Source organism: Nocardioides sp. CPCC 206347 (assembly GCF_048654605.1).
Lineage (GTDB): Bacteria > Actinomycetota > Actinomycetes > Propionibacteriales > Nocardioidaceae > Nocardioides.
The window spans coordinates 264315-286619 of sequence record NZ_JBMCYZ010000001.1 but is presented as its reverse complement, the minus strand read 5'-3'; the positions used below and the strand labels follow the sequence as shown (position 1 = coordinate 286619).

Sequence of the window (22305 nt, the reverse complement as noted above, 5' to 3'; positions counted from 1 at the left end):
GGTCGGTCGATGACCGCACCGCCCGTCTGCCCGATCCTCCACGTCGACATGGACGCGTTCTACGCGGCCGTGATGATCCGCGAGCGACCCGAGCTGCACCACGTGCCGGTGGTCGTCGGCGGCGGCCACCGCGGTGTCGTCCTGTCGGCGAACTACCCCGCGCGCCGCTTCGGGATCAGGTCCGGCATGTCCGGCACCGAAGCGCGCCGACTGTGTCCCCACGCGGTCACCATGCCGCCGGACTTCTCCGTCCTGACGCCGGTGTCGCGAGCCATCATGGAGACGTTTCGCACGATCACGCCGCTGGTGGAGGTGACATCGCTCGACGAGGCGTTCCTCGACGTGCGGGGAGCGGTGCGGCTGTTCGGCCCACCGGAGGACATCGCCGAACTGATCCGGGCGCGGATCCACGCCCAGCACCAGATCACGTGCTCGGTCGGCATCGCCGCGTCCATCTCGGTGGCCAAGCTCGCGAGCCGCCAGGCCAAGCCCGACGGGGTCCGGGTGATCTCCCCGGACCGGATCGTCGCCGAGGTGCACCCGCTCGACGTCGGCGTGCTCTACGGCGTCGGCGAGGCGACCCGTCAGCGCCTGCTGCGGCTGGGGCTCCAGACGGTGGGTGACGTGGCCGCCCTCCCGGTCGACCAGCTGCAGCGGATGGTCGGCGGCCACCTCGGCCATCACCTGCACACGCTGGTGTGGGGGACCGACCGCAGCGAGCTGGTGCCCGGCGGCGCCGGGGTGTTCGGGTTCGGCGAGGGCGAGCCCGAGGGGAGCATGGGCGCCCAGCACACGCTCGCCGTCGACATCCGCGATCGCCGCGCCCTCCATCGCGAGCTGCTGCGACTCGTGAGCCGGGTCGCCGCGCGCGTTCGTTCCGCAGGCAAGTGCGGCCGCACCGTCGCCATCACGGTCCGGTTCAGTGACTTCACCACGGTCAACCGGTCACGCACCCTGCGTGAGCCCACCGACGTCACCCAGGAGGTGTACGACGTCGCGGTGGCCCTGCTCGACCTGCTCCTCGACGCCATGGCCCCGCGGCGACCGGCAGTCCGGCTGGTCGGCGTGCGGGTCGAGGGACTGCGGGCCCGGCAGGGGGGCGACTCCCGGCAGCTGGTGCTCGGGGAGCGCGACCCGGGCTGGCCCGACGCCGACCGCGCGGTCGACCGGGCAGCCCTCCGCTTCGGCTCGAGTGCGGTCCGCCGCGCAAGCCTGCTGGGCGCAGGTGAGCGCCCTTACCCTCGCCCGGGGTGGCCCGAAAGGGCCACGGACTGAGCACGAACGCACTATTTCGCGGGACGCCCTACCCCGGCTGCGGATGCCCGCCTACACTTGGTGGAGAGCCAACGGGCGGATCTGCGCCCCGCATGTGTCGGAGGAATCGGTGCCACTCTCAGACGAGGAGCTGCGACTGCTGGAGCAGATGGAGCGCGCCCTCAGCGAGGAGGACCCGAAGTTCGCCTCGACGCTGCGCGGCACTTCACTGCGTCAAGCAGCTCGTCGGCGCGCCATCCTGGCCGGAGTGGTCTTCGCTGTCGGTGTCACCGTGATGATGACCGGTGCTGTCAGCGGCTACTGGCCGGTCGGCGTCGCCGGCTTCGTGATCATGCTTGCCTCGGCCACGGTGCTCCTCACCGCGCTCGGCGGCCGCCGCGGTGGCCCGGACCCCCAGGTCGCGGCCCACCCGTCCGGTTTCGGTGTCGTCCACGGCGGCCGGAGCAACAAGTCCCGCTCGGGCAAGTCGTCGTCCGGCTTCATGGACACGCTCCAGGCGCGCTGGCGCCGCAGGAAAGAGCGTGGCGGTTTCTGACTGATCGGCCCCCGGGCCTTCAGTTCCGCTTCCACATCGAGCGCGGCAACCACCGCGCGCGTTGGCGCTCGCGCGGGGTCACTCCTGCGGTGATGGAGGCCGCCACCAGTTCGGCGTCGGCGCTGAGCGTGGACCGCTCCAGGGTCGTGACCGCTCCGGGGCGCGCGTAGCGGGCCCGCTCGACGTGCAGCACGAGGCGCTCGAGCGCCTCCGCGGCGTCGGGCGCCACGTCCGGTCCCGTGCGGGGGCGTTCCTCGGGAGGACCGGCGGGGTCGGCGAGGTGCTCGACCAGGACGGTCCCGACCTCGCGGGGTGAGCGACCGTCGGGCCAGGGCACGCCGAGGTCGTGCGCGGTCGCGCGCAGCTCGGACCAGACCTCGTCGGGCCCGCCGTCCAGTCGGCTGCGCCGGGCCTGTCGCCGCAACGACCGGGGGCCGAACAGGAGCCCGACGACGAGCAACAGGACCAGTGCGAGGACACCGAGGACGATGAGCACGCGCTGGAGGGTGCTGCGACCGTCGTTCTCGTCCTGCCCGGCGTTGGGGTCCTCCGCGTTGGGGTCGGCGGGTCGTGTGGTCGGCGCGACGGTCGCCGTACCGCTCGGGCTCCGGGACGTGCTGTTCGTGGGGATGGACGGCTCCTCGCCGATCCCGTTGACGGGGACCCGCGAGTAGTCCGGCACGTCCTCCACCCGCTCGGACGGAGTGGGCTCGAAGCGCACCCAACCGGTGCCGGAGAAGTAGAGCTCGGGCCACGCGTGCAGGTCGTGGCTGCTGTACTCCCAGCGACCGTCACCCAGTGCAGTCGGTTCGAGGAACCCGACCGCGACGCGGGCGGGGATCCCGAGGGCGCGGGCCATCACGGCCATCGCCGAGGCGAACTGCTCGCAGTACCCGACCCTTCCCTGGGGGGACAGGAAGGCCTCGAAGGTGCCGTTGCCGGTACCGTCCGGGGCGCGGCTCACGTCGTAGAGGAAGCCGCCGTCGCGCCGGAACCAGCGCTGCAGCAGCAGCGCGCTCTCGTAGTCGTTCGATGCGGGCGCGGTGACGCTGCGGGCGAGGTCCCGCACGATGGCGGGCACGCCGCGGGGGAGTTCGAGGACCTCCTCGGACACGTCGCCGGCTCGCGAGTTGCGGAAGTACCTGCCGTCGGTGCCGTAGTCCGGGTCGAGGGAGGTCATCGAGTACGACAGGCCTCGAGTGTCGTTGTCCTTCGCGGCGAGGAAGTCCATGGTCGCGGGGTCGAAGCGCCAGTCACCCTCGGCGTCGACGGCCGCGGCGGGGAACTGCGTGGGCAACCAGGTGGAGTCGAACCGCTCGGAGATGTCCAGCTCGTAGTCGTACTCGGTGCGGGGCACGGACTCGGCAAGTCCCGGCGGCGGCGGCAGCTCCCCGCTCGCGGTGTTCTCACGGTCGACGTCGCGGTCGCCGTTGCTCCACTCCTGCCCGGTGAAGCGATTGAGCACCGCGACCCGGAGGTACTCGGGGTCGGGGTCGTCGGTCTCGACCTCGATCAAGGGCACGTCCTGCTCGCGTTCGAGGTCGCGTCGCATGTCGGCGATGGGCTTGCGGATCCGGATGTCGCCATTGCCCTGCCCGGCACCGAAGTCGAAGATGTCCACGCCGAGGACGGGCATGAACGCCGGGACGACGAGGGCCAGGACTGTTGCCGTGATCCCGATCCGGGCTGCACCGGCGCGGGCGGCCTCGCGGACCGGGTTGCCGTGGCCCCACAGCGAGTTGTCGTCGGGGCCGATCGTCCGGCCCCAGCGCTGCAGCTGGTCGCGGGCATCGAAGTGGAGCAGGGCGAGGAACCCGATGGCCGCCACGACGAAGCTTCCCCATCCGGGGCCGCCGTCGAGCAGGCCGCTGGGCACGGAGTAGACGGCGAGCAGGGCCAGTCCGGCGGCAGGGACCTTGCGGTACGTGCAGGCCACCACGTCGACGACGACGATGAACGCCGCCCCGCTCGCGACCAGGAGCGGCCACACGGGCCCGACCCGCGGACCGATCGGTGCGGCGTAGGTGCGCGCCACGTCCATGGCGTCCCGCAGGGCCGCGCCGAGCTCCGCGCCGGGAGCGCTGAAGAACAGGGGGGACCCGGTGACCTGATAGGTCACCAGGGCCGCCGCTGCCACGGTCTGCACCAGTGCGACCGCCCATCGAGGCGTGTTGCGCCAGCGCAGCAGTGCGCCGAGGACGCCGACCACCAGGGCGATCGCGGCCAGGCGGCGGAGGTAGGTGCCGGGCTCGGTCAGGAAGCCGTGCCACGCGGTGAGCGCCGCCCAGGTGGTGACCGCGGCGACCGCACCCATGATCAGGGTGGAGGACAGGGTGGGGCGCGGACCGCTCATCGGCTGGCTCCGCCCCGCGCGGGTGCGCGGCCGAGGTCGCCCCAGGCGGCATCGAGTCGATCACGCGGGCCCATGCCGACCGCGCGCCAGCCGAGCACGCCCAGCAGCGACGCAGCGGCGGCCGGCCCCGCACTGCCACGGGTCGCCGACCACTGCTCGACATCGAGCACGACGCCGAGGGCGACCCCGGCGTCGTGGCGGATCCGGCGCAGTGACGCCGTGTCGCCGCCGATCATCGCGCCGAGGACAGCGGCGACGACGCCACCGCGGGACTGGTCGCCGCACCAGCTGACGTCCAGGGAGCCACGGGTGGTCGTGGTGAGAACCGCGAGCTTGCGCAGCGATTCCTCGGCCCCGGACGCCTCGGTGCCGGCCGCGGTGGCGAGCTGGACGGCGTAGCCGTGCTGCTCGAGGTGGACCACCAGGGAGGCCGCCACGACGATGGCCGCCTCGAAGCTGGATGCGGGTCCCTGGCCGCGGTGGGCGTAGTTGCGGTTGTCGATCAGCACCGTGGCGTGGGCCTCCCACGGCTGCTCCTCGCGGCGCACCATCAGCTCACCCACGCGTGCGGAGCTGCGCCAGTGGACGCGACGAAGGTCGTCGCCGCGGCGGTACTCGCGCACGCTGACGTCCTCGGCCGAACCCGATGCGAAGGCCTGGGGCCGGTGCTCGCCCGCTCCCTGCCAGCCGCCGGTCAGGGGAATCGGCCGCAGGGGGAGCACCCGCGGAGTCACGATCAGCTCCGCCGTACCGGCGATCGAGCGGCGACGCTCGACCAGGCCGAAGGGATCGGTGATCCGGACGCTCAGCGGGCCGACGACGTACTGCCCGCGGAGGTCGGCGCGGACCGGGTAGCTCACGGTGCGTTCCCACCGCTGGCCCAGGCCCTGCAGCACGAAGCGCGGCCGGTTGCCGAGGGCATAGGGGAGGGCGTCCTCGACCAGGAGGGCACCGTCGGATCGCCCGCGGTCGCTGGTGATGGTCAGGTCGATGCGGGCGGACTCGCCGGCGCGCAGGAGCCGCGGCCACACGGACCGGGTGACGGCTGGATCGTGCTTGCGGCGGCTCACGACGAGGGCCGCGATGAGCGGCAGGCTGAGCACCAGCACTCCCACCCGCGTCAGCGCCGGCTGCCCGAACACCAGGGCGCAGGCCACCGCGGTCAGACCCGCCGCGACGAAGGCTCGTCCGCGGAGGGTCAGGGAGGACAGGCTGGGGCGCACCATGTCAGGCAGGGGAGTCCGGCACCGGAACCTGTGCAGCGATGGCCTCGAGGATCGACGAGGCGCCCCGACCGCCGACGGCGGCCTCAGCGCTCGGGAGCAGGCGGTGGGCCAGCACCGGCTGCAGCAGGGCGCGTACGTCGTCGGGGAGCACGTAGTCGCGGTGGTGCAGGGCGGCGCGGGCCTTCGCGGCGCGGACCAGGTGCAGGGTGGCGCGCGGCGAGGCGCCCAGCAGCAGTTCGGGGCTCTCGCGGGTCGCGACCGTCAGTGCGACGGCATAGCGCTGCACGGCGGGCGACACGTGGACGCGGGCGACGATCGCGCACAGGCGGCGGATCTCGGCGCTGTCGGTGACCGGGCCGAGGTCGTCGAGCGGGTTGGTGGTGCCGTGGCTCTCCAGCATCGCGATCTCGGCCGCGGGTACCGGGTAGCCGACGGAGACCCGGGCGAGGAAGCGGTCGCGCTGGGCTTCGGGGAGCGGGTACGTGCCCTCCATCTCGACCGGGTTCTGCGTCGCGATCACCATGAACGGCGACTCGAGCTGGTAGGTGACGTTGTCGACGGTCACCTGGCGCTCGGCCATGCACTCCAGCAGCGCTGACTGGGTCTTGGGGGAGGCGCGGTTGATCTCGTCACCGATGACGACGTTGGCGAACACGCCGCCCGGACGGAACTCGAACGCGCGCGTCGACTGGTTGTAGACGGAGACGCCCGTGATGTCCGAGGGCAACAGGTCGGGCGTGAACTGGATCCGGCGGACCGTGGAGTCGATGCTGCGGGCCAGCGCCTTGCTCAGCATCGTCTTGCCGACGCCCGGTACGTCCTCGATCAGCAGGTGGCCCTCCGCGAGCATCACGATGATCGAGGCGGTCACGACGTCGCTCTTGCCCTCGATGACCTTCTCGACGTTGGCGCGGATCCGGCCGGCAACCCGAGCAACGGACTCGACGTCGCTCTCGGTCATCGGTGGGCTGATCTGGGACTCCACGTCGTCTCCCTCGTCGTGCTGTGGATCGGTGGAGTCACCCTACGGCGCCAGTGGGTGCGTGCGCTGTCCTCCACCCCGATCCACCGGGGCGGCGTTTTCGCTCCACTTCTCCTCCACTTCGCTCCACCCCGCTCGTCAGGCGTCTGACCTGCGGTTTCTTGCGCGCTCCGGCTCGCCTGGGACCGCCCAGCGACCGATTTCGTGGTGAATGGTGGTTGACGGTGGAGCAAAGTGGAGTAGTGTGGGGGAAAGTGGAGGACAGACCACACGTTGACTGGCTGGGGGTGCCGGATGCTCTTCATGGGCACCTACACCCCGAAGCTCGATGACAAGGGCCGCCTGTTCCTCCCGGCGAAGTTCAGGGATCGACTGGCGGAGGGCATCGTGGTCACACAGGGACAGGACAAGTGCCTGGTCGTCTGGCCGACCGATGTCTTCGCCGCTGAAGCCGAGCGGGCCTCCGCCCGGCCGATGACCAACCGCGCCGCCCGCCGCTACGCCCGGGTCCTCTTCGCCGGCGGCGACGAGAGCACCCCGGACAAGCAGGGACGGATCGGGATCCCGGCACTCCTTCGCGAGTACGCCGCGCTCGAGCGCGACGTCGTCGTGATCGGTGTGCGCGACCGCCTCGAGATCTGGAACCCCGCCACCTGGCGCGAGTTCCAGCTCGAAGCCCTGGAGGAGTTCGCCGACCTCGACGAGGACGACGACTAAGCAGCACCGGCGCCAGCAGCGCCGTTCACAACTCAATCGCGGATCCGCAGGACGAGGTCTCAGCCCGCTCCCGCTCCCGGCACCCCGATGTCGACCCCCACCTGGGACACCTTCCCCGGTACCAGGCGGTCACGGCGACACCGGAAACCCGGCCTTCTGGGGCACTTCCCCGGCACCAGACGGCACCCGAACACACGCCGGCACGGGAGCGGGCAGGGACCTGGCTCTGCGGATCCGCGTATTTCCAGCACCAAGTACTCAAAGGGTCGAAACCATGAGCGTGATGCGCACGCACGCACCGGAAGTGTCCGGTGAGCGTTCGGTGCCGCCGCGCGTCCGGGAGCAGGCGCGTGAGGCGCTGGTCCTGATGGCCTTCTCCCTGGCGGTCTCCCTCGCCTGCTCCCTGCTCCTTCTCGCCACCCACCTCGCAGGGCGCTGACGCGAGATGAACGCTCCACGCCACGTCCCCGTCCTCCTCGACCGGGTCGTCGCCCTGCTGGCGCCCGCGCTCGACCACCCCGGCGCGGTGCTCATCGACGCGACCCTCGGGCTCGGTGGTCACAGCGAAGCCGTCCTGGAGCGCTGTCCGCAGGCCCGGGTGGTCGGCATCGACCGCGACCCGCAGGCGCTGGCGATGAGCCGCGAGCGGCTGGCGTCGTACGGCGACCGGTTCACCGGCGTGCACGCGGTCTACGACGAGATCCCCGACGTGATCGCCGACCTCGGCCTTCGTGAGGTCGACGGCGTGCTCTTCGACCTCGGTGTCTCCTCGATGCAGCTCGACCTGCCCGAACGGGGCTTCGCGTACTCCGTCGACGCACCGCTCGACATGCGCATGGACGGCACGACCGGTCCGACGGCGGCCGACGTCCTCAACACCTACAGCGCAGCCGACCTGACCCGCATCCTGCAGAGGTACGGCGAGGAGAAGATGGCCAAGCGGATCGCCTCCGCCGTGGTGCGGGAGCGTGAGATCGAGCCGTTCACCAACTCCGCGCGGCTCGTGGAACTCCTCTATGCCTCGATCCCCGCGCCGGCTCGCCGCACGGGAGGGCACCCCGCCAAGCGCACCTTCCAGGCGCTGCGGATGGAGGTCAACGACGAGCTCCGGGTGCTCGAGCGGGCGATGCCCGCGGCCGTCGAGGCGATCGGGCTCGGTGGTCGCGTGGTGGTCGAGTCGTACCACTCGCTCGAGGACCGGCTGGTGAAGCGGACGTTCGCCGACGCCACCCGCTCGACCGTCCCCGACGACCTGCCGTTCCTGCCCGAGGGATCCGAGCCGTCGTACCGCCTGGTCACGCGGGGCGCGGAACAGGCCAACGAAGCGGAGATCGAGGAGAACCCTCGCGCCGCCTCCGTCCGACTTCGCGCCATCGAGCGCACCCGCAAGAGCACACGTCAGGGCACCACCTCATCCGGCAAGGGAGCCGCATCATGAGCACCGCATCCGCCCTCCGCAGTCGCTTGCCGCATGCCGCGCCCCGGCTGGCCCAGGCCGCGCTGGAGCGTGCGCGGCTCACGGTGGTGCCGCGCCGTCGTACGGCGGCGCCCCGGGTGCCGTTCGTGACGTTCGTGAGCATCATCCTGCTCGCCGGAGTCATCGGGCTGCTGTTGTTCAACACCTCGATGCAGCAGGCTTCGTTCCGTGCGACGGCGCTGGAGAAGCAGGCGACCGACCTGAGTGCCCAGCAGGAGGCGCTCGAGATGGACATCCAGGAGCTGCGCGGGCCCCAGCGGGTCGCGCAGGCCGCCCAGAAGCTCGGCATGGTGATCCCGTCGACGCCCGCAGGCGTGCTGCACCTCGGGAGCGGCAAGATCTCCGGGAACCCGACGCCTGCGTCCGCCGAGGACAGCATTCCGCTGGCGACGCCGGGCCCACGCAAGCCGGAGTCCCTCAAGGCCAAGACGGTGAAGGTGAAGGTCGGCAAGGTCAACGCCGGCAGCGACGGCGCGCCCGCCCGGAATCGTTGATCCGTCCGCCTAGGTTGGACACTCCCCGGGCCCCTAGAACACGTCAGCGACCAGGACGAGAGCGTTGAGCCGAACGAATCCCCTCCGCCAGAACCGCACCTCCGGTGCGGTGCGTCGCGGATCGCCCCAGCGGCGGATGCAGATCGGCTTCCTGCTGATCGCGATCGTGCTGTCCGTGTTCGCTGCCCGACTGGTGCAGCTGCAGGGGATCGACCCCCAGGACTACGCCCAGATGGCGGCCGCCGAGGGGTCCCAGATCGTCGCGCTGCCGGCCACGCGCGGTGAGATCCTGGACCGCAACGGCGAGGCCCTGGCCGAGACCGTCGACGGCCGGATGATCGTGGCCGACCCGGCGGTCACCGCCGCGGTCGCCCCCGAGCTCGCGACCCTGCTGTCCGACCGCCTCGGGGTCGACTACTTCGAGACCCTCGAGCGACTCCGCACCAAGGGCAGTCGTTTCCAGTACGTCGCCCGGCAGGTCCCGGCCAGCAAGGCCGAGAAGGTCGTGTCGGACGTCGCCGCGAAGTTCAAGGACGCCAAGGGCCGCCCGTTCGCCGGACTGATGACCGAACGTGACCCGCTGCGGATCTACCCCAACGACGAGGTCGCCGCCAACGTGCTCGGCTTCCTGGGCACGCCCAAGAACGACGGGTCCGCCCAGGCGCTCGCCGGTCTCGAGGACTCGTTCGACCGCTACCTCTCGGGCAAGGACGGCGAGGCGCGCTACCAGGTCGGCGCCGGCAACCAGATCCCGCTCGGCGACAACACCGTGACGCCGGCCGTCGACGGCAAGGACCTGCGCACCACGATCGACCGGGACCTGCAGTTCTACGCCCAGCGCGTCCTCCAGCAGACCGTCGTCCGCGCGGCTGCGAAGTCCGGCATCGCGATCATCATGGACAGCCGGACCGGCCAGTTGCTCGCCCTGGCCGACTACCCGACCTACGACGCCTCGGATCCCTACGAGTACGCCGAGGACCTCTACAAGTCCTCCGCCCTCACTGACGTCTACGAGCCGGGCTCGGTCGAGAAGGTGCTGACGATCAGCTCGCTGGTCGACGCCGGGCTGGCGTTCAAGGAGCAGAAGTTCCGGGTCCCGGGCCAGCTGAACCGCCAGGACCGGCCGATCGGCGACTACTGGGACCACGGGACGATCAGGCTGACCCTGGCCGGCATCATCGCGAAGTCGTCCAACATCGGCACCGTGCTGGCCGCCGACCAGTTCAAGAAGGGCCAGTTGCGGTCCTACCTCGAACGGTTCGGCCTCGGCCAGCAGACCGGTGTCGGCCTCGGCGGCGAGACCAAGGGCCTGCTCCCCAAGGGCGACGCCTGGACCTCGCAGGTCGGCGACCGCATCGCCTTCGGCCAGTCGCTGTCGGTCAACGCGGTCCAGATGATCACGGCGATCAACACGATCGCGAACGGCGGCGTCCGGATCGACCCCAGCCTGGTCCAGGGCGAGGCGACGACGGATGAGGGAGCCAAGGTCGGCAGCGAGGCTGCCGGTAGTCGCCGGGTCGTCAGCGCCGATGCCGCCCGCGAGACCATGCTGATGATGGAGCGCGTGGTCGACCCGGACGCCGGTGTCGCCCCGCGCGCGGCGGTCCCCGGCTACCGGGTCGCAGGCAAGACCGGTACGGCGCAGCGGGTCGGCGAGGAAGGCCGGTACGACGGCAGCACCTCGGTCTCGTTCGCCGGTTTCGCACCCGCCGATGACCCGCGGTTCACGATCTACGTCGTCGTCCACAGCCCGCGTCAGGGCAGCGGTGGTGGCAGCGTGGCGGGTCCGGCGTTCTCGAAGCTGATGAGCTACACCCTGCGTCGGTACGGCGTTCCGCCGACCGGCGCCAAGCCCAACCAGACGCCGGTCGAGTGGTGAGCGGCCCGACCACCCGCCCGATCCACCCGCCGCTGACGTCCCTCGACGCCATCGCCCGGGCGCTGGGGCTGGCGCCCGTCTTCCCCGGGGTGAACCTCCTCGGGATGACGCTCGACTCACGCCGGGTCCAGCCGGGCGACCTGTACGCCGCACTGCCGGGCAGCCGCGCCCACGGTGCCTCGTTCACCGAGCAGGCCCGGGCCGGCGGCGCTGCTGCCGTCCTGACCGACCCGTCCGGTGTCGCCGACGCGTCGGGCTGGGACCTGCCGCTGCTCGTGGTGGACGATCCGCGGGCCGTCCTGGGGTCGGTGGCCGCGCTCGTCTACGGCGAACCCGCCGCGGCCCTGACGACCATCGGTGTGACCGGCACCCAGGGCAAGACCACGGTGACCCGGCTCCTCGACGGCGGCCTGCTGGCCAGCGGGATCCGCAGTGCCGTGGTCGGCACCGTCGGCACCCGGATCGCCGGTGAGGAGGTCAAGACCGCCCTCACCACCCCCGAGGCGCCCGACCTGCACGGCCTCTTCGCCCGGATGCTCGAGCTCGACGTGACGGCCTGTGCCATGGAGGTGTCCAGCCACGCGCTGGTGATGGGTCGCGTCGACGGCGTCCGCTTCGACGTCGCGGTCTTCACCAACCTGGGGCGCGACCACCTGGACTTCCATGCCGACGTGGAGGACTACTTCTCCGCGAAGGCGCTGCTGTTCACTCCCGGGCACGCCCGTCGCGGACTGGTCTGCATCGATGACGAGCACGGGCAGCGGCTGGCTCGCGAGGCGCCGATCCCGGTCCGCACCTACGGCGTCAGCCCGGCGGCCGCCGCGGCCGACTGGACGGTCAGCGACGTCGCGCTCGGTGCCGACGGATCCCGGTTCACGGTGCACGGACCGGACCGCCTCACGGTCGCCGGCGTCGTACCGCTGCCGGGGGAGTTCAACGTCGCCAACGCGCTCGCAGCCATCGCCTCCGCGGCCGAGGCCGGACTCGATCCGCAGGCCGTCGCGGACGGAATTGCCCGTTCCGGTGGGGTTCCTGGCCGCCTGGAGCGGATCGACACCGATCGTGACCTCACCGTCGTCGTCGACTACGCCCACAAGCCCGACGCGGTCGACGCCGTGCTCCGCACGTTGCGCCCGGTCACCCGCGGCCGCCTCGTCGTGGTGATCGGAGCAGGTGGAGACCGCGACCGCGGCAAGCGGCCCGTGATGGGAGCGATCGCCGCCGAGCTCGCCGACCTCGTGATCGTGACCGACGACAACCCTCGCTCCGAGGATCCCGCCGCCATCCGCGCCGAGGTCCTGGCCGGTGCTCGCGACGCCGGATCCGACGCCGAGATCGTGGAGATCGCGGACCGGCGTGCCGCGATCGCCGAGGCCCTGGCCGGAGCCGGCGACGGTGATGTCGTCCTGGTGGCAGGCAAGGGACACGAGACCGGCCAGGAGGTTGCCGGCGTGGTGCATCCGTTCGACGACCGTCAGGTGGTGCGCGACGTCCTCGCCGCACTGGACGGCCCCGCATGATCCCCCTGCACCTCTCCGAGATCGCTCGCGTCGTCGGCGGCACGCTGCACGGTGACGACGTCGTCGTCGCCGGTCCCGCGTACGTCGACAGCCGCTCGCCGGTGCCCGACGGGCTCTTCGTCGCGATCGTGGGGGAGCGGGCCGACGGCCATGCCTACGCCGACGGCGCGCACGCGGTGCTCGGCAGCCGCCCCACCGCCGCACCCACGGTCGTCGTGGAGGACCCGGTCGTCGCACTGGGGCTCCTGGCACGCCATGTCGTCGACCGGCTGGACACGACGGTCATCGCGCTCACCGGCTCCCAGGGCAAGACCGGCACGAAGGACTACCTCGCGGCGGTCCTGCGGACGCTCACCTCCGACCAGGCCGTGGTCGCCACCACCGCGAACAACAACAACGAGCTCGGCGTCCCGCTCACCGTGCTCCGCGCGGACGCGACCACCCGCCACGTCGTCGTCGAGATGGGGGCCCGCGGAGTCGGCCACATCACCTACCTCTGCGACATCGCGCCCCCACGGATCGCGGCTGCCCTCAACGTCGGCAGCGCCCACGTCGGGGAGTTCGGCGGACAGGACGTCATCGCGCGAGCCAAGGGCGAGATCATCGCCGCCCTGCCCGACCACGGGGTCGCCGTCCTGAACGCGGACGACCCGCTCGTGGCGGCCATGGCGACCCGCACCTCCGCCCGGATCGTCTCGTTCGGCACGACCGGTGCCGTGACCTGGCGCAACCTCACCCTCGATGCGCTGGGACGCCCCGCCTTCGAGCTCGGGTACGACGACCAGTGGCATGCCGTCTCGCTCCTGCAGTCCGGCGCGCACCAGGTGCTCAACGCCGCAGCTGCCGCCGCGATGGCGATCGGCGCGGGGTTCGCTCCCGCCGACGTGGCCGCCGCCCTCGGCACCGCTGCCGCGGCATCGCGGTGGCGGATGGAGGTCACCGAGCGTGCCGACGGGCTCGTCGTGATCAACGACTCCTACAACGCCAACCCCGAGTCGATGCGGGCCGCGCTGGAGGCCCTGGTCGCCATCGGCCGGGGCGACGGGGGTCCGCGCCGTCGTACGGTCGCGATCCTGGGGGAGATGAAGGAGCTCGGTGACGAGCACGATGCCGGCCACCGGGCGGTGGGACGCGCAGCAGCGGACCTCGGCGTCGACGTACTCGTCGTCGTGACCGCAGCAGCCCGCGGCATGGCCGAGGGCGCCCAGCCGGAGTCCGGTAACACGGTCGGTGAGGTGATCGTCACGGCGGGCCGGGACGACGCGGTGGACTGGGTGCGGCAGAATGCCGGACCGGAGGACGTCGTCCTCGTCAAGGCGTCGCGCGGCGCCGCCTTGGAGCTGGTGGCAGAGAGCATCCTGAAGGGGCCCATGCAGTGAGAGCGATCCTTCTCGGAGGCGGCATCTCGTTGTTGATCTCGCTGCTCGGCACGCGCGTGGCCATCCACTGGTTCACGCAGTGGGGCTATGGCCAGGAGATCCGCGACGACGGCCCGACCAGCCACCACACCAAGCGCGGCACCCCCACCATGGGCGGCGTCGTCATCATCCTGGCCGCGGTCATCGGCTACTTCGCGGCGAAGCTGATCACGCTGACCACGCCGAGCGCGTCGGCCCTGCTGTTGCTGTTCCTCTTCGTCGGGATGGGCCTGGTCGGCTTCCTCGACGACTTCATCAAGATCTCCAAGCAGCGCAGCCTCGGCCTGCGCAGCAAGGCCAAGATGGCCGGGCAGACCGTGATCGCGCTGGTCTTCGGCTGGCTCGCGCTGTCGACGTGGCTCGAGGACGAGAACGGCCGGAGCCCGGCGAGCGACAAGGTCTCGTTCCTTCGCGAGCTGGACTGGTTCGTCCTCCCGACGGTGCTGGCGCTGCTGTTCATCTGGCTGCTCGTCGCCGGTTTCAGCAATGCGGTCAACCTCACCGACGGGCTCGACGGCCTCGCCGCCGGCGCGTGCGTCATGGTCTTCGGTGCCTACACGCTGGTGAACATCTGGCAGAACAACCAGTTCTGCCAGGACGAGCCGAGCGCCTCCTGCTACAACGTGCGAGATCCGCTCGACCTGGCGATCATCGCGGCCGCCATCACGGGCGCCTGCTTCGGCTTCCTGTGGTGGAACGCCTCGCCCGCCAAGATCTTCATGGGTGACACCGGCTCCCTGGCCCTGGGCAGCGCGCTCGCCGGCTTCGCGATCCTGACGCGCACCGAGCTCCTGCTGGTGGTCCTCGGTGGACTGTTCGTCCTCGAGACGGCGTCGGTGATGATGCAGGTCGGCTTCTTCAAGCTCACCAAGGGCAAGCGCATCTTCCGGATGGCACCCATCCACCACCACTTCGAGATGCTCGGCTGGGAGCAGGTGACCGTGGTGATCCGCTTCTGGATCATCACCGGACTCTGTGTCGCCACCGGCCTCGGCATCTTCTACGCCGAGTGGGTCTCGCGGCTGTGACCCGCGACGTGTCCACCCTGGGCCGCAAGGACTCGTGGGACGGAGTCCGCGTCGTCGTCGCCGGCTTCGGCACGAGTGGTGCGGCGGCGGTCGACAACCTGCTCCACCTCGGTGCCGACGTGCACGCCGTGGCCGAGGTGGCCCGGCCCGCGATCCTCGAACGCGCCGAGCTGCTCGAGGTCCTCGGCGCCCGCATCGACATCCACGAGGGTGCGACCGCGAGCCTGCCCGAGGGCGAGGTCGACCTCCTGGTCGTCTCCCCGGGCTTCCGCCCGGACGCGCCGATCGTGGTGGCCGCCCGCGAACGCAATGTCCCGGTGTGGGGCGAGGTCGAGCTCGCGTGGCGGCTCCGTGACCCTGATTCCCCGGCGCCGTGGATCTGCGTCACCGGCACCAACGGCAAGACCACGACGGTGCAGATGCTCGACAGCATCCTGCGCGCCGCCGGGCTGCGCAGCGTCGCCGCCGGCAATGTCGGACTGCCGTTGACCGAGGCCGTCATGGACCCCGAGCCCTACGACGTCATCGCTGTCGAGCTGTCGAGCTTCCAGCTCCACACCACCGACACGATGGCCGCCGAGAGCGCCGTGGTGCTCAACGTCGCCGAGGACCACCTCGACTGGTACGACGGCACGGGCGGCATGGACGGCTATGCCCGTGACAAGGGGCGGATCTACACCGGCGTGCAGCGGGCGTGCGTCTACAACGCCAGCGACCCCGTCACCGAGCAGCTCGTGCGCGATGCCGACGTCGAGGAGGGCGCGCGGGCCATCGGCTTCACCCTCGGCCTGCCGAGCGTCGGGATGGTCGGTGTCGTCGACGAGTTCCTCGTCGACCGCGCGTTCATCGCAGAGCGTTCGACCAGCGCCGCCGAGCTGTGCACCATCGACGACCTCGCCTCGAGCGCGCCGCACTACATCGCGAACGCACTCGCCGCAGCGGCACTCGCGCTGGCCCACGGCGTCAGCCGGACCGCCGTACGCGACGGGTTGACGGCGTTCCGTCCTGACGGCCACCGGATCGCGGTGGTCGCCGAGCACGACGACCTGACCTGGATCAACGACTCCAAGGCCACCAACCCGCACGCGGCGGCGTCCTCGCTCGCGGCCTTCGCGCCGGTGGTGTGGGTGGCGGGCGGCCTGGCCAAGGGCGCGAGCTTCGACGACCTGGTCCGCTCCGTCGGATCGCGGCTGCGGGGCGTGGTCCTGATCGGCCAGGACCGGCAGGTGATCGCCGACGCGCTTTCGCGACACGCACCCGATGTGCCCGTGATCGACGCCAACAGCCCTGAAACTGGTGGGGTAGTTGGTGAGTCAAGTGACGACCTGATGAGGCGTGTCGTTGCGTTGGCTGCCGGGATGGCCCAGTCGGGCGACACCGTGCTGCTGGCGCCGGGATGCGCGTCGATGGACCAGTTCACCGACTACGCCGCCCGCGGTGATGCGTTTGCCGAGGCGGTCAGGGAGTTCATCACCAGGGACTGACACGAGGGACTGAGGGGGTCGTCATCACCACCGCGAACCCCGAGAGCACCCGTCTCTCGTTCCAGGGCCTGGTGCGACGTCGTCCCCGACTCGCGGCGCGGCGGCCGACCTGGACCCGCGCGCTCAAGGATGCCCTCGACCGCCCCCTGACGACGTACTACCTGCTGCTGGGCGCCACCGCCCTGCTGCTGACCATCGGCCTGATCATGGTGCTGAGCGCCTCCAGCGTCCGGGCCTACAGCGAGACCGGCGACTCGTACGCCGTCGTGAAGCGGCAGCTGATGTGGGTCGGCATCGGTGTTCCCTGCGCCTTCATCGCGTCCCGGGTGTCGACCAGCTGGGTCCGCGGCCTGGCCTATCCGGCCTTCTCGATCTCGCTGCTGCTGCTCGCGCTGACGGCCAAGCTCGGCGTCGAGGCCAACGGCAACACCAACTGGCTGGCGGTGGGCCCGATCCAGATCCAGCCGTCCGAGCTGGCCAAGCTTTCGCTGGTGATCTGGGCGGCGCACATCTACGCCAACAAGGAACGCCGGCTCAAGAGCCTGCACCAGATGCTGGTGCCCGTCGTCCCCGGCATGGTGCTGGCCACGACCCTCGTGGTCGTCGGTCGCGACCTCGGTACGGCACTGGTCTTCTTCGCGTTGCTGATCGGCATGCTGTGGGTGGTCGGCGCCCCCAACAAGCTCTTCGCCCTGGCCCTGGCCGGTGTCAGCGTGCTCGCACTGGGCCTGGCGGCCACCGACGGCGAGCGCCTCCAGCGGCTGGCGAACTTCACGGACCCGTTCAAGGACTTCCACGGCAACGGCTGGCAGCCCGCCCACGGCCTGTACGCCATGGCCAGTGGCGGCATCTTCGGCGAGGGCATCGGCGCCAGCCAGCAGAAGTGGGGCCAGCTGCCGGAGGCCTACACCGACTTCATCTTCGCCGTCCTCGGGGAAGAGCTGGGCCTGGTCGGCACGCTGCTGGTGATCTCGCTGTTCCTCGTCATCGCCTACGCCGGCCTGCGGGTCGCGCGCGAGACCAAGGACCCGTTCGTCCGGTACTGCACCTTCGGCATCGTGGTGTGGCTGCTGGGCCAGATGATCATCAACGTCGGCATGGTCCTCGCCCTGCTTCCCGTCATCGGCATCCCGCTGCCGCTGGTGTCGTACGGCGGCTCGAGCCTGCTGCCCACGTTGAGCGCGCTGGGCCTGGTCATCGGATTCGCCCGGCGGGAGCCCGCCGCGGCGCGCGCGCTCGCCCAGCGTCGTCGGGCCAGGTCGGCCGGACTCTCGGCGCGCGGGTAGGTTTCTCGCGTGCGCGTTCTGTTGGCCGGTGGTGGAACGGCGGGTCACACCTCGCCCCTGCTCGCGACGGCGGATGCCTTGCGCCGCCTCGATCCTGACGTCGAGATCACGTGCCTCGGCACGCCCCGCGGACTGGAGAACAAGGTGGTCCCCGCGGCCGGCTACACGCTGCGACTCGTGCCGCCCGTGCCCTTGCCCCGCAAGCCCGGCAAGGACCTGTTCCTCGTGCCGAAGCGACTCCGCGCGGCGGTGAAGGCGGCCCTCGAGATCATCGACGAGGTGCAGCCCGACGTGGTCGTCGGCTACGGCGGCTACGTCTCGATGCCCGCCTACGTCGCCGCGCGTCGACGCAGGATCCCGCTGGTCGTGCATGAGCAGAACGCCCTGCCCGGCATCGCGAACAAGGTCGGCTCACGCCTGGCCACCCGCGTCGCCGTCAGCTTCCCCGGCACCCCCCTCAAGAAGGGCGAGTACGTCGGCCTGCCGATCCGGCGCATGATCTCGACCCTCGACCGCACGGCTCTCCGGGCCGAGGCGCGCGCGTTCTTCGGCCTCGAGGCCGATCGTCCGACCCTGGTCGTCACCGGTGGGTCCCAGGGCGCACGGCGGGTCAACCAGGCCATCAGCGGCGCGGCCGCGGCGCTGGGCTCCGCCGGTGTCCAGGTGCTGCACGTGATCGGCCCGAACGGCGCGAGCGACTCCTCGTGGAACGAGCCCGTGGCCACCGGGGTGCCCTACGTCGTCCTCCCGTTCGTGGAGCGGATGGATCTCGCGCTGGCCGCGGCCGACCTGATGGTGTGTCGCTCCGGCGCCTCCAGCGTCGTCGAGGCGTCCGCGAGCGGAGTGCCCGCGATCTTCGTGCCGTTGCCGATCGGCAACGGCGAGCAGGCCCTCAACGCCCGCCCGGTCGTCGACGCCGGGGGAGCGCTCCTGGTCGAGGACGCCGACTTCACGGCCGACTACGTCGCGGACACGGTGCCGGCGCTGGTCACCGACGCGGCGCGGCTGGCCCGGATGGGTGCGGCTGCGGCCGACCTGGTGCCGCGCGACGCCGACGACAAGCTCGCGCGGATCATCCGCGACGTGGCTGCCAGCGCCGCCGGGGCTGCCCGGTGAAGATCCCCGTCCCCGCCGAGATCCTGCCCGCCGAGCAGCTCGGCCGGGTCCACTTCGTCGGCATCGGCGGCGCCGGACTGTCCGGCATCGCCCGGCTCATGCAACAGCAGGGCGTCGCGGTCACCGGGAGCGACGCCAACGACTCGGTCGTCGTACGGGCCCTGAGGGCCGAAGGCATCACCGTCCACGTCGGCCACGACGCCGCGCACGTCGACGGCGTCGACACCGTCGTGGCCACCACCGCGGCCCGCGAGGACAACCCGGAGATCGTCGCCGCCCAGGCGCAGGGGCTGCGGCTGTGGCCCCGTTCGGCCGGGCTGCAGTCGGTGCTCATCGGCAAGCGCGTGGTCGCGATCGCCGGCACCCACGGCAAGACCACGACGACCGCGATGCTCACCGTCGCGCTCCAGGAGGCCGGCCTCGACCCGACCTTCGTCATCGGCGCGGAGGTCGAGACCCTCGGCACGAACGCACGGCTCGGCACGGGCGACGTCGCCGTCGTCGAGGCGGACGAGTCCGACGGGGCGTTCCTCGTCTACACGCCCGAGATCGCCGTCGTGACCAATGTCGACGCCGACCACCTCGACCACTGGGGTACCCCCGAGGCGTACGCCGCAGCGTTCGCGACGTTCGTTGCGGGAGCGTCGTCCTCGGCCGTCGTGAACGCCGACGACCCCGGTTCGGCAGCGCTCGCCGCGGCCGAGGGCGTGGCCACGGCTGGTTTCGTCGACGGCGCCGACATCCAGGGCAGTGACCTCGCTGTCGTCGGCGGCGGTGCGACCTTCGACGTCCGGGCCGCGGGCAACGACCTCGGTGCCGTCACCCTGTCGGTACCCGGCACGCACTACGCCCAGGACGCACTGCTGGCGCTGGCTGCCGGCCTCGACCTCGGTGCCGATCCGGCCGCCCTCATCCGCGGCCTGGCCCGCCACCGCGGTGCCAAGCGCCGGATGGAGCTCATCGGCGAGGCCGCCGGCGTGCGGGTCTACGACTCGTACGCCCACCACCCGAGCGAGATCCGCGGCGACATCGAGGCAGCCCGGTCGCTGGTGGGTGGGACCGAGCGCCTGGTCGTCTGCTTCCAGCCGCACCTCGTGTCCCGGACCCGGATCTTCGGTGTCGAGATGGGCCAGGCCCTCGGTGCTGCCGACGAGGTCGTCGTCCTCGACGTCTACGTCGCGCGCGAGGACCCCGATCCTGCGGTCACCGGCGCCCTGGTCGCCGACGCCGTCCCGTTGCCCGCCGGGCAGGTCCGGTTCGTGCCCGTGCGCGCCGAGGTCGTGGCGACCTTGGGCGACATCGCCCGCCCGGGTGACCTGGTGCTCACCCTCGGCGCCGGGGACGTCACCGCACTTGCTCCCGAGCTCCTCGCCGTCCTCGCCGGGCGGGGCTGAGGGATGGCCCGCAGGGGACCAGCGCCGCGCCTGCGCCGGGGCGACGCCCAGGCACGTGCCCGCAAGGCCTTCGCCCGCCGTCAGCGCTCCCGTCGCTGGCTGACCTGGCGCTACATCGCCGCTGGGGTGGCACTCGTGCTCCTGGCCGGCCTCGGCGTCTACGCCCTCTACTTCTCGTCGTGGCTGCGTGCCGACGGCGTCCAGGTGGTCGGCAACGACCTGCTGACCGAGAAGCAGGTGCTGGAAACGGCCGAGGTGCGCACCGGGGGCCCGCTCGTCCAGGTCGACCTCGAAGCGATCGAGAAGCGGATGAGGTCCCTCGCCGCGGTCAAGAGCGTCGACGTCTCCCGCAAGTGGCCGCACCAGGTCCGCATCGAGATCGTGGAGCGAACGCCGATCGCCGTCCTCGACCTCGGCAAGCGCGAGGCGGCGCTCGACGCCGACGGCACGGCGTTCCCCGCACCGGACCGGGCCCGCAAGGGACTGCCCCGGGTGAAGGTCGGAGCCGGCGCGAACAAGGACGCCCTGCAGGAGGGCGCCGAGGTCGTCGCCTCGCTCGACCCCGAGGTCTCCGCCCTCGTCGAGTACGCCGAGGTACGCACCGTCGACGAGATCCTGCTCCACCTGCGGGACGGCCGCCTGGTGCGCTGGGGGAGTGCGGACCAGTCCGGGGACAAGGCCGCGGTCCTGCTGGAGCTGCTCAACGTCAAGGCCCAGACGTACGACGTCTCGGTGCCGGGTTCGCCGACCACGCGCTGATCTTTTTTCCCGATCCTCGGCGGTCGCGGCGTGTCTGCGCCGTGCGGGTCGCCGTCGTACCTACTGTCATGGACACGACGAGGTTGACATAACTATAACCCTCTACCTGAGGGTGACAGTTTCCGGAGCACAGCGTCGTTCCCCCAGCACACCGTCGATTCCGATCACACACCTGGAGAGGTGAAGCCGCCGTGGCAGCTGCACAGAACTACCTGGCCATCATCAAGGTCGTCGGCATCGGTGGCGGCGGCGTGAACGCCGTCAACCGGATGATCGAGGTCGGCCTCAAGGGCGTCGAGTTCATCGCCATCAACACCGACGCGCAGGCGTTGCTGATGAGCGACGCCGACGTCAAGCTCGACATCGGTCGCGAGCTCACCCGCGGCCTGGGCGCCGGCGCCAACCCCGACGTGGGTGGCAAGGCAGCCGAGGACCACGCGGAAGAGATCGAAGAGGTCATCAAGGGCGCCGACATGGTCTTCGTGACCGCCGGCGAAGGCGGCGGCACCGGCACCGGTGGTGCTCCGGTCGTCGCCCGCATCGCCCGCTCGCTCGGCGCGCTGACCATCGGTGTCGTCACCCGCCCGTTCAGCTTCGAGGGTGCGCGTCGCAAGAAGTCCGCCGACGACGGCATCGAGCGGCTCCGCGAAGAGGTCGACACCCTCATCGTGATCCCCAACGACCGGCTGCTGCAGATCTCCGACCGCAACGTCTCGATGCTCGACGCGTTCAAGCAGGCCGACCAGGTCCTGCTCCAGGGCGTCTCCGGCATCACCGACCTGATCACGACCCCCGGTCTGATCAACGTCGACTTCGCCGACGTCAAGGCCGTCATGAGCAACGCCGGTTCCGCGCTGATGGGCATCGGCTCGGCCCGCGGTGAGGACCGCGCGCTGGCCGCCGCCGAGATGGCGATCAGCAGCCCGCTCCTGGAGGCGTCGATCGACGGTGCCCATGGTGTCCTGCTCTCGATCGCCGGTGGCTCGGACCTCGGCATCTTCGAGATCAACGAGGCCGCCGCGATGGTGGCCGACGCGGTGCACGCCGACGCCAACATCATCTTCGGAACGATCATCGACGACGCCCTCGGTGACGAGGTCCGCGTGACGGTCATCGCCGCCGGCTTCGACGGGGGGCTCCCGAAGCGCCAGGACTCCGCCGCTCGGCGTGAGGCTCGCCCGCAGCAGACGCAGGCCGAGACCCGCGCCGCCGCCGGCGCCGTCGCCAGCCGTCGCGAGGAGACCCCCGCCCCCGCGCGGGAGTCGGCTCCCGAGCCGCAGCCCGTCGGCGCCCGGACCACCCCGGCGCCGATCCAGTTCGACGATGGTGACGACCTGGACGTCCCCGACTTCCTGAAGTAGG

The 22305-nt window shown here is 71.3% G+C and carries 19 protein-coding genes; 16 read left to right on the top strand and 3 right to left on the bottom strand.

Annotation, left to right across the window (positions count from 1 at the left end; all coding sequences use genetic code 11):
• The first annotated feature begins 9 nt into the window (after positions 1–9).
• Together dinB and ACOACQ_RS01295 are read left to right on the top strand one after the other, a co-directional pair.
• Positions 10–1275: a DNA polymerase IV gene (gene dinB, locus ACOACQ_RS01300; RefSeq protein WP_420287435.1), complete on the top strand. Its 1266-nt coding sequence runs from the start codon at positions 10–12 to the stop codon at positions 1273–1275.
• 109 nt (positions 1276–1384) lie between these two features.
• Positions 1385–1810 carry a DUF3040 domain-containing protein gene (locus ACOACQ_RS01295; protein ID WP_378597509.1) on the top strand — a complete coding sequence of 142 codons (426 nt, stop codon included), beginning with the start codon at positions 1385–1387 and terminating at the stop codon, positions 1808–1810.
• A 19-nt stretch (positions 1811–1829) separates the two neighbouring features.
• On the opposite strand, the gene ACOACQ_RS01290 is transcribed toward ACOACQ_RS01295, so the two are convergent.
• The 3 genes from ACOACQ_RS01290 to ACOACQ_RS01280 are packed head-to-tail and all read right to left on the bottom strand — an operon-like array spanning position 1830 to position 6350.
• Positions 1830–4163 carry a transglutaminaseTgpA domain-containing protein gene (locus tag ACOACQ_RS01290; protein WP_378597510.1) on the bottom strand — a complete coding sequence of 778 codons (2334 nt, stop codon included), beginning with the start codon at positions 4161–4163 and terminating at the stop codon, positions 1830–1832.
• A complete protein-coding gene (locus ACOACQ_RS01285; RefSeq protein ID WP_378597511.1) occupies positions 4160–5389 on the bottom strand; it encodes a DUF58 domain-containing protein in 1230 nt (409 codons plus the stop codon). Before ACOACQ_RS01285 ends, ACOACQ_RS01290 begins: the two co-directional genes overlap by 4 nt.
• 1 nt (position 5390) lies before the next feature.
• Positions 5391–6350 (bottom strand): AAA family ATPase, encoded by a 960-nt coding sequence (locus tag ACOACQ_RS01280; RefSeq protein WP_378597535.1) that lies wholly within the window; start codon positions 6348–6350, stop codon positions 5391–5393.
• Between the two features lie 315 nt (positions 6351–6665).
• Here ACOACQ_RS01280 and mraZ point away from each other — a divergent pair, with 315 nt between their 5' ends.
• The 14 genes from mraZ (at position 6666) to ftsZ (ending at position 22304) form a co-directional block, all read left to right on the top strand.
• Positions 6666–7088 (top strand): division/cell wall cluster transcriptional repressor MraZ, encoded by a 423-nt coding sequence (mraZ, locus tag ACOACQ_RS01275; RefSeq protein ID WP_378597512.1) that lies wholly within the window; start codon positions 6666–6668, stop codon positions 7086–7088.
• A 274-nt stretch (positions 7089–7362) separates the two neighbouring features.
• On the top strand, positions 7363–7527 hold the full coding sequence (locus ACOACQ_RS01270) for a hypothetical protein (protein ID WP_378597513.1): 165 nt from the start codon (positions 7363–7365) through the stop codon (positions 7525–7527).
• 6 nt (positions 7528–7533) lie between these two features.
• Positions 7534–8526, top strand: coding sequence for a 16S rRNA (cytosine(1402)-N(4))-methyltransferase RsmH (rsmH, locus tag ACOACQ_RS01265; protein ID WP_378597514.1), 993 nt, complete (start codon positions 7534–7536; stop codon positions 8524–8526).
• Entirely contained in the window at positions 8523–9059 is a 537-nt protein-coding gene (locus ACOACQ_RS01260; RefSeq protein ID WP_378597515.1) for a hypothetical protein, read from the top strand. Before rsmH ends, ACOACQ_RS01260 begins: the two co-directional genes overlap by 4 nt.
• A 64-nt stretch (positions 9060–9123) precedes the next feature.
• Positions 9124–10938 carry a peptidoglycan D,D-transpeptidase FtsI family protein gene (locus tag ACOACQ_RS01255; protein WP_378597516.1) on the top strand — a complete coding sequence of 605 codons (1815 nt, stop codon included), beginning with the start codon at positions 9124–9126 and terminating at the stop codon, positions 10936–10938.
• A 32-nt stretch (positions 10939–10970) separates the two neighbouring features.
• Positions 10971–12458 carry a UDP-N-acetylmuramoyl-L-alanyl-D-glutamate--2,6-diaminopimelate ligase gene (locus ACOACQ_RS01250; protein WP_378597536.1) on the top strand — a complete coding sequence of 496 codons (1488 nt, stop codon included), beginning with the start codon at positions 10971–10973 and terminating at the stop codon, positions 12456–12458.
• On the top strand, positions 12455–13837 hold the full coding sequence (locus ACOACQ_RS01245) for a UDP-N-acetylmuramoyl-tripeptide--D-alanyl-D-alanine ligase (protein WP_378597517.1): 1383 nt from the start codon (positions 12455–12457) through the stop codon (positions 13835–13837). The genes ACOACQ_RS01250 and ACOACQ_RS01245 overlap by 4 nt, the downstream gene beginning before the upstream one ends.
• Positions 13834–14904 carry a phospho-N-acetylmuramoyl-pentapeptide-transferase gene (gene mraY / locus ACOACQ_RS01240; RefSeq protein WP_378597518.1) on the top strand — a complete coding sequence of 357 codons (1071 nt, stop codon included), beginning with the start codon at positions 13834–13836 and terminating at the stop codon, positions 14902–14904. Before ACOACQ_RS01245 ends, mraY begins: the two co-directional genes overlap by 4 nt.
• The gene (gene murD, locus ACOACQ_RS01235) at positions 14886–16388 is read left to right on the top strand and encodes a UDP-N-acetylmuramoyl-L-alanine--D-glutamate ligase (protein WP_378597519.1); all 1503 of its coding nucleotides are present in this window, start codon (positions 14886–14888) and stop codon (positions 16386–16388) included. Before mraY ends, murD begins: the two co-directional genes overlap by 19 nt.
• Before the next feature lie 71 nt (positions 16389–16459).
• The gene (gene ftsW / locus ACOACQ_RS01230; RefSeq protein WP_378597520.1) at positions 16460–17674 is read left to right on the top strand and encodes a putative lipid II flippase FtsW; all 1215 of its coding nucleotides are present in this window, start codon (positions 16460–16462) and stop codon (positions 17672–17674) included.
• Between the two features lie 9 nt (positions 17675–17683).
• Complete coding sequence (gene murG, locus ACOACQ_RS01225) at positions 17684–18790, top strand: undecaprenyldiphospho-muramoylpentapeptide beta-N-acetylglucosaminyltransferase (protein ID WP_378597521.1); 1107 nt, start codon at positions 17684–17686, stop codon at positions 18788–18790.
• Complete coding sequence (murC, locus tag ACOACQ_RS01220; RefSeq protein WP_378597522.1) at positions 18787–20184, top strand: UDP-N-acetylmuramate--L-alanine ligase; 1398 nt, start codon at positions 18787–18789, stop codon at positions 20182–20184. The genes murG and murC overlap by 4 nt, the downstream gene beginning before the upstream one ends.
• Positions 20185–20187: 3 nt before the next feature.
• A complete protein-coding gene (locus tag ACOACQ_RS01215; RefSeq protein ID WP_378597523.1) occupies positions 20188–20943 on the top strand; it encodes a cell division protein FtsQ/DivIB in 756 nt (251 codons plus the stop codon).
• Between the two features lie 191 nt (positions 20944–21134).
• Positions 21135–22304 carry a cell division protein FtsZ gene (ftsZ, locus tag ACOACQ_RS01210; RefSeq protein ID WP_378597524.1) on the top strand — a complete coding sequence of 390 codons (1170 nt, stop codon included), beginning with the start codon at positions 21135–21137 and terminating at the stop codon, positions 22302–22304.
• Position 22305: the final 1 nt, after the last annotated feature.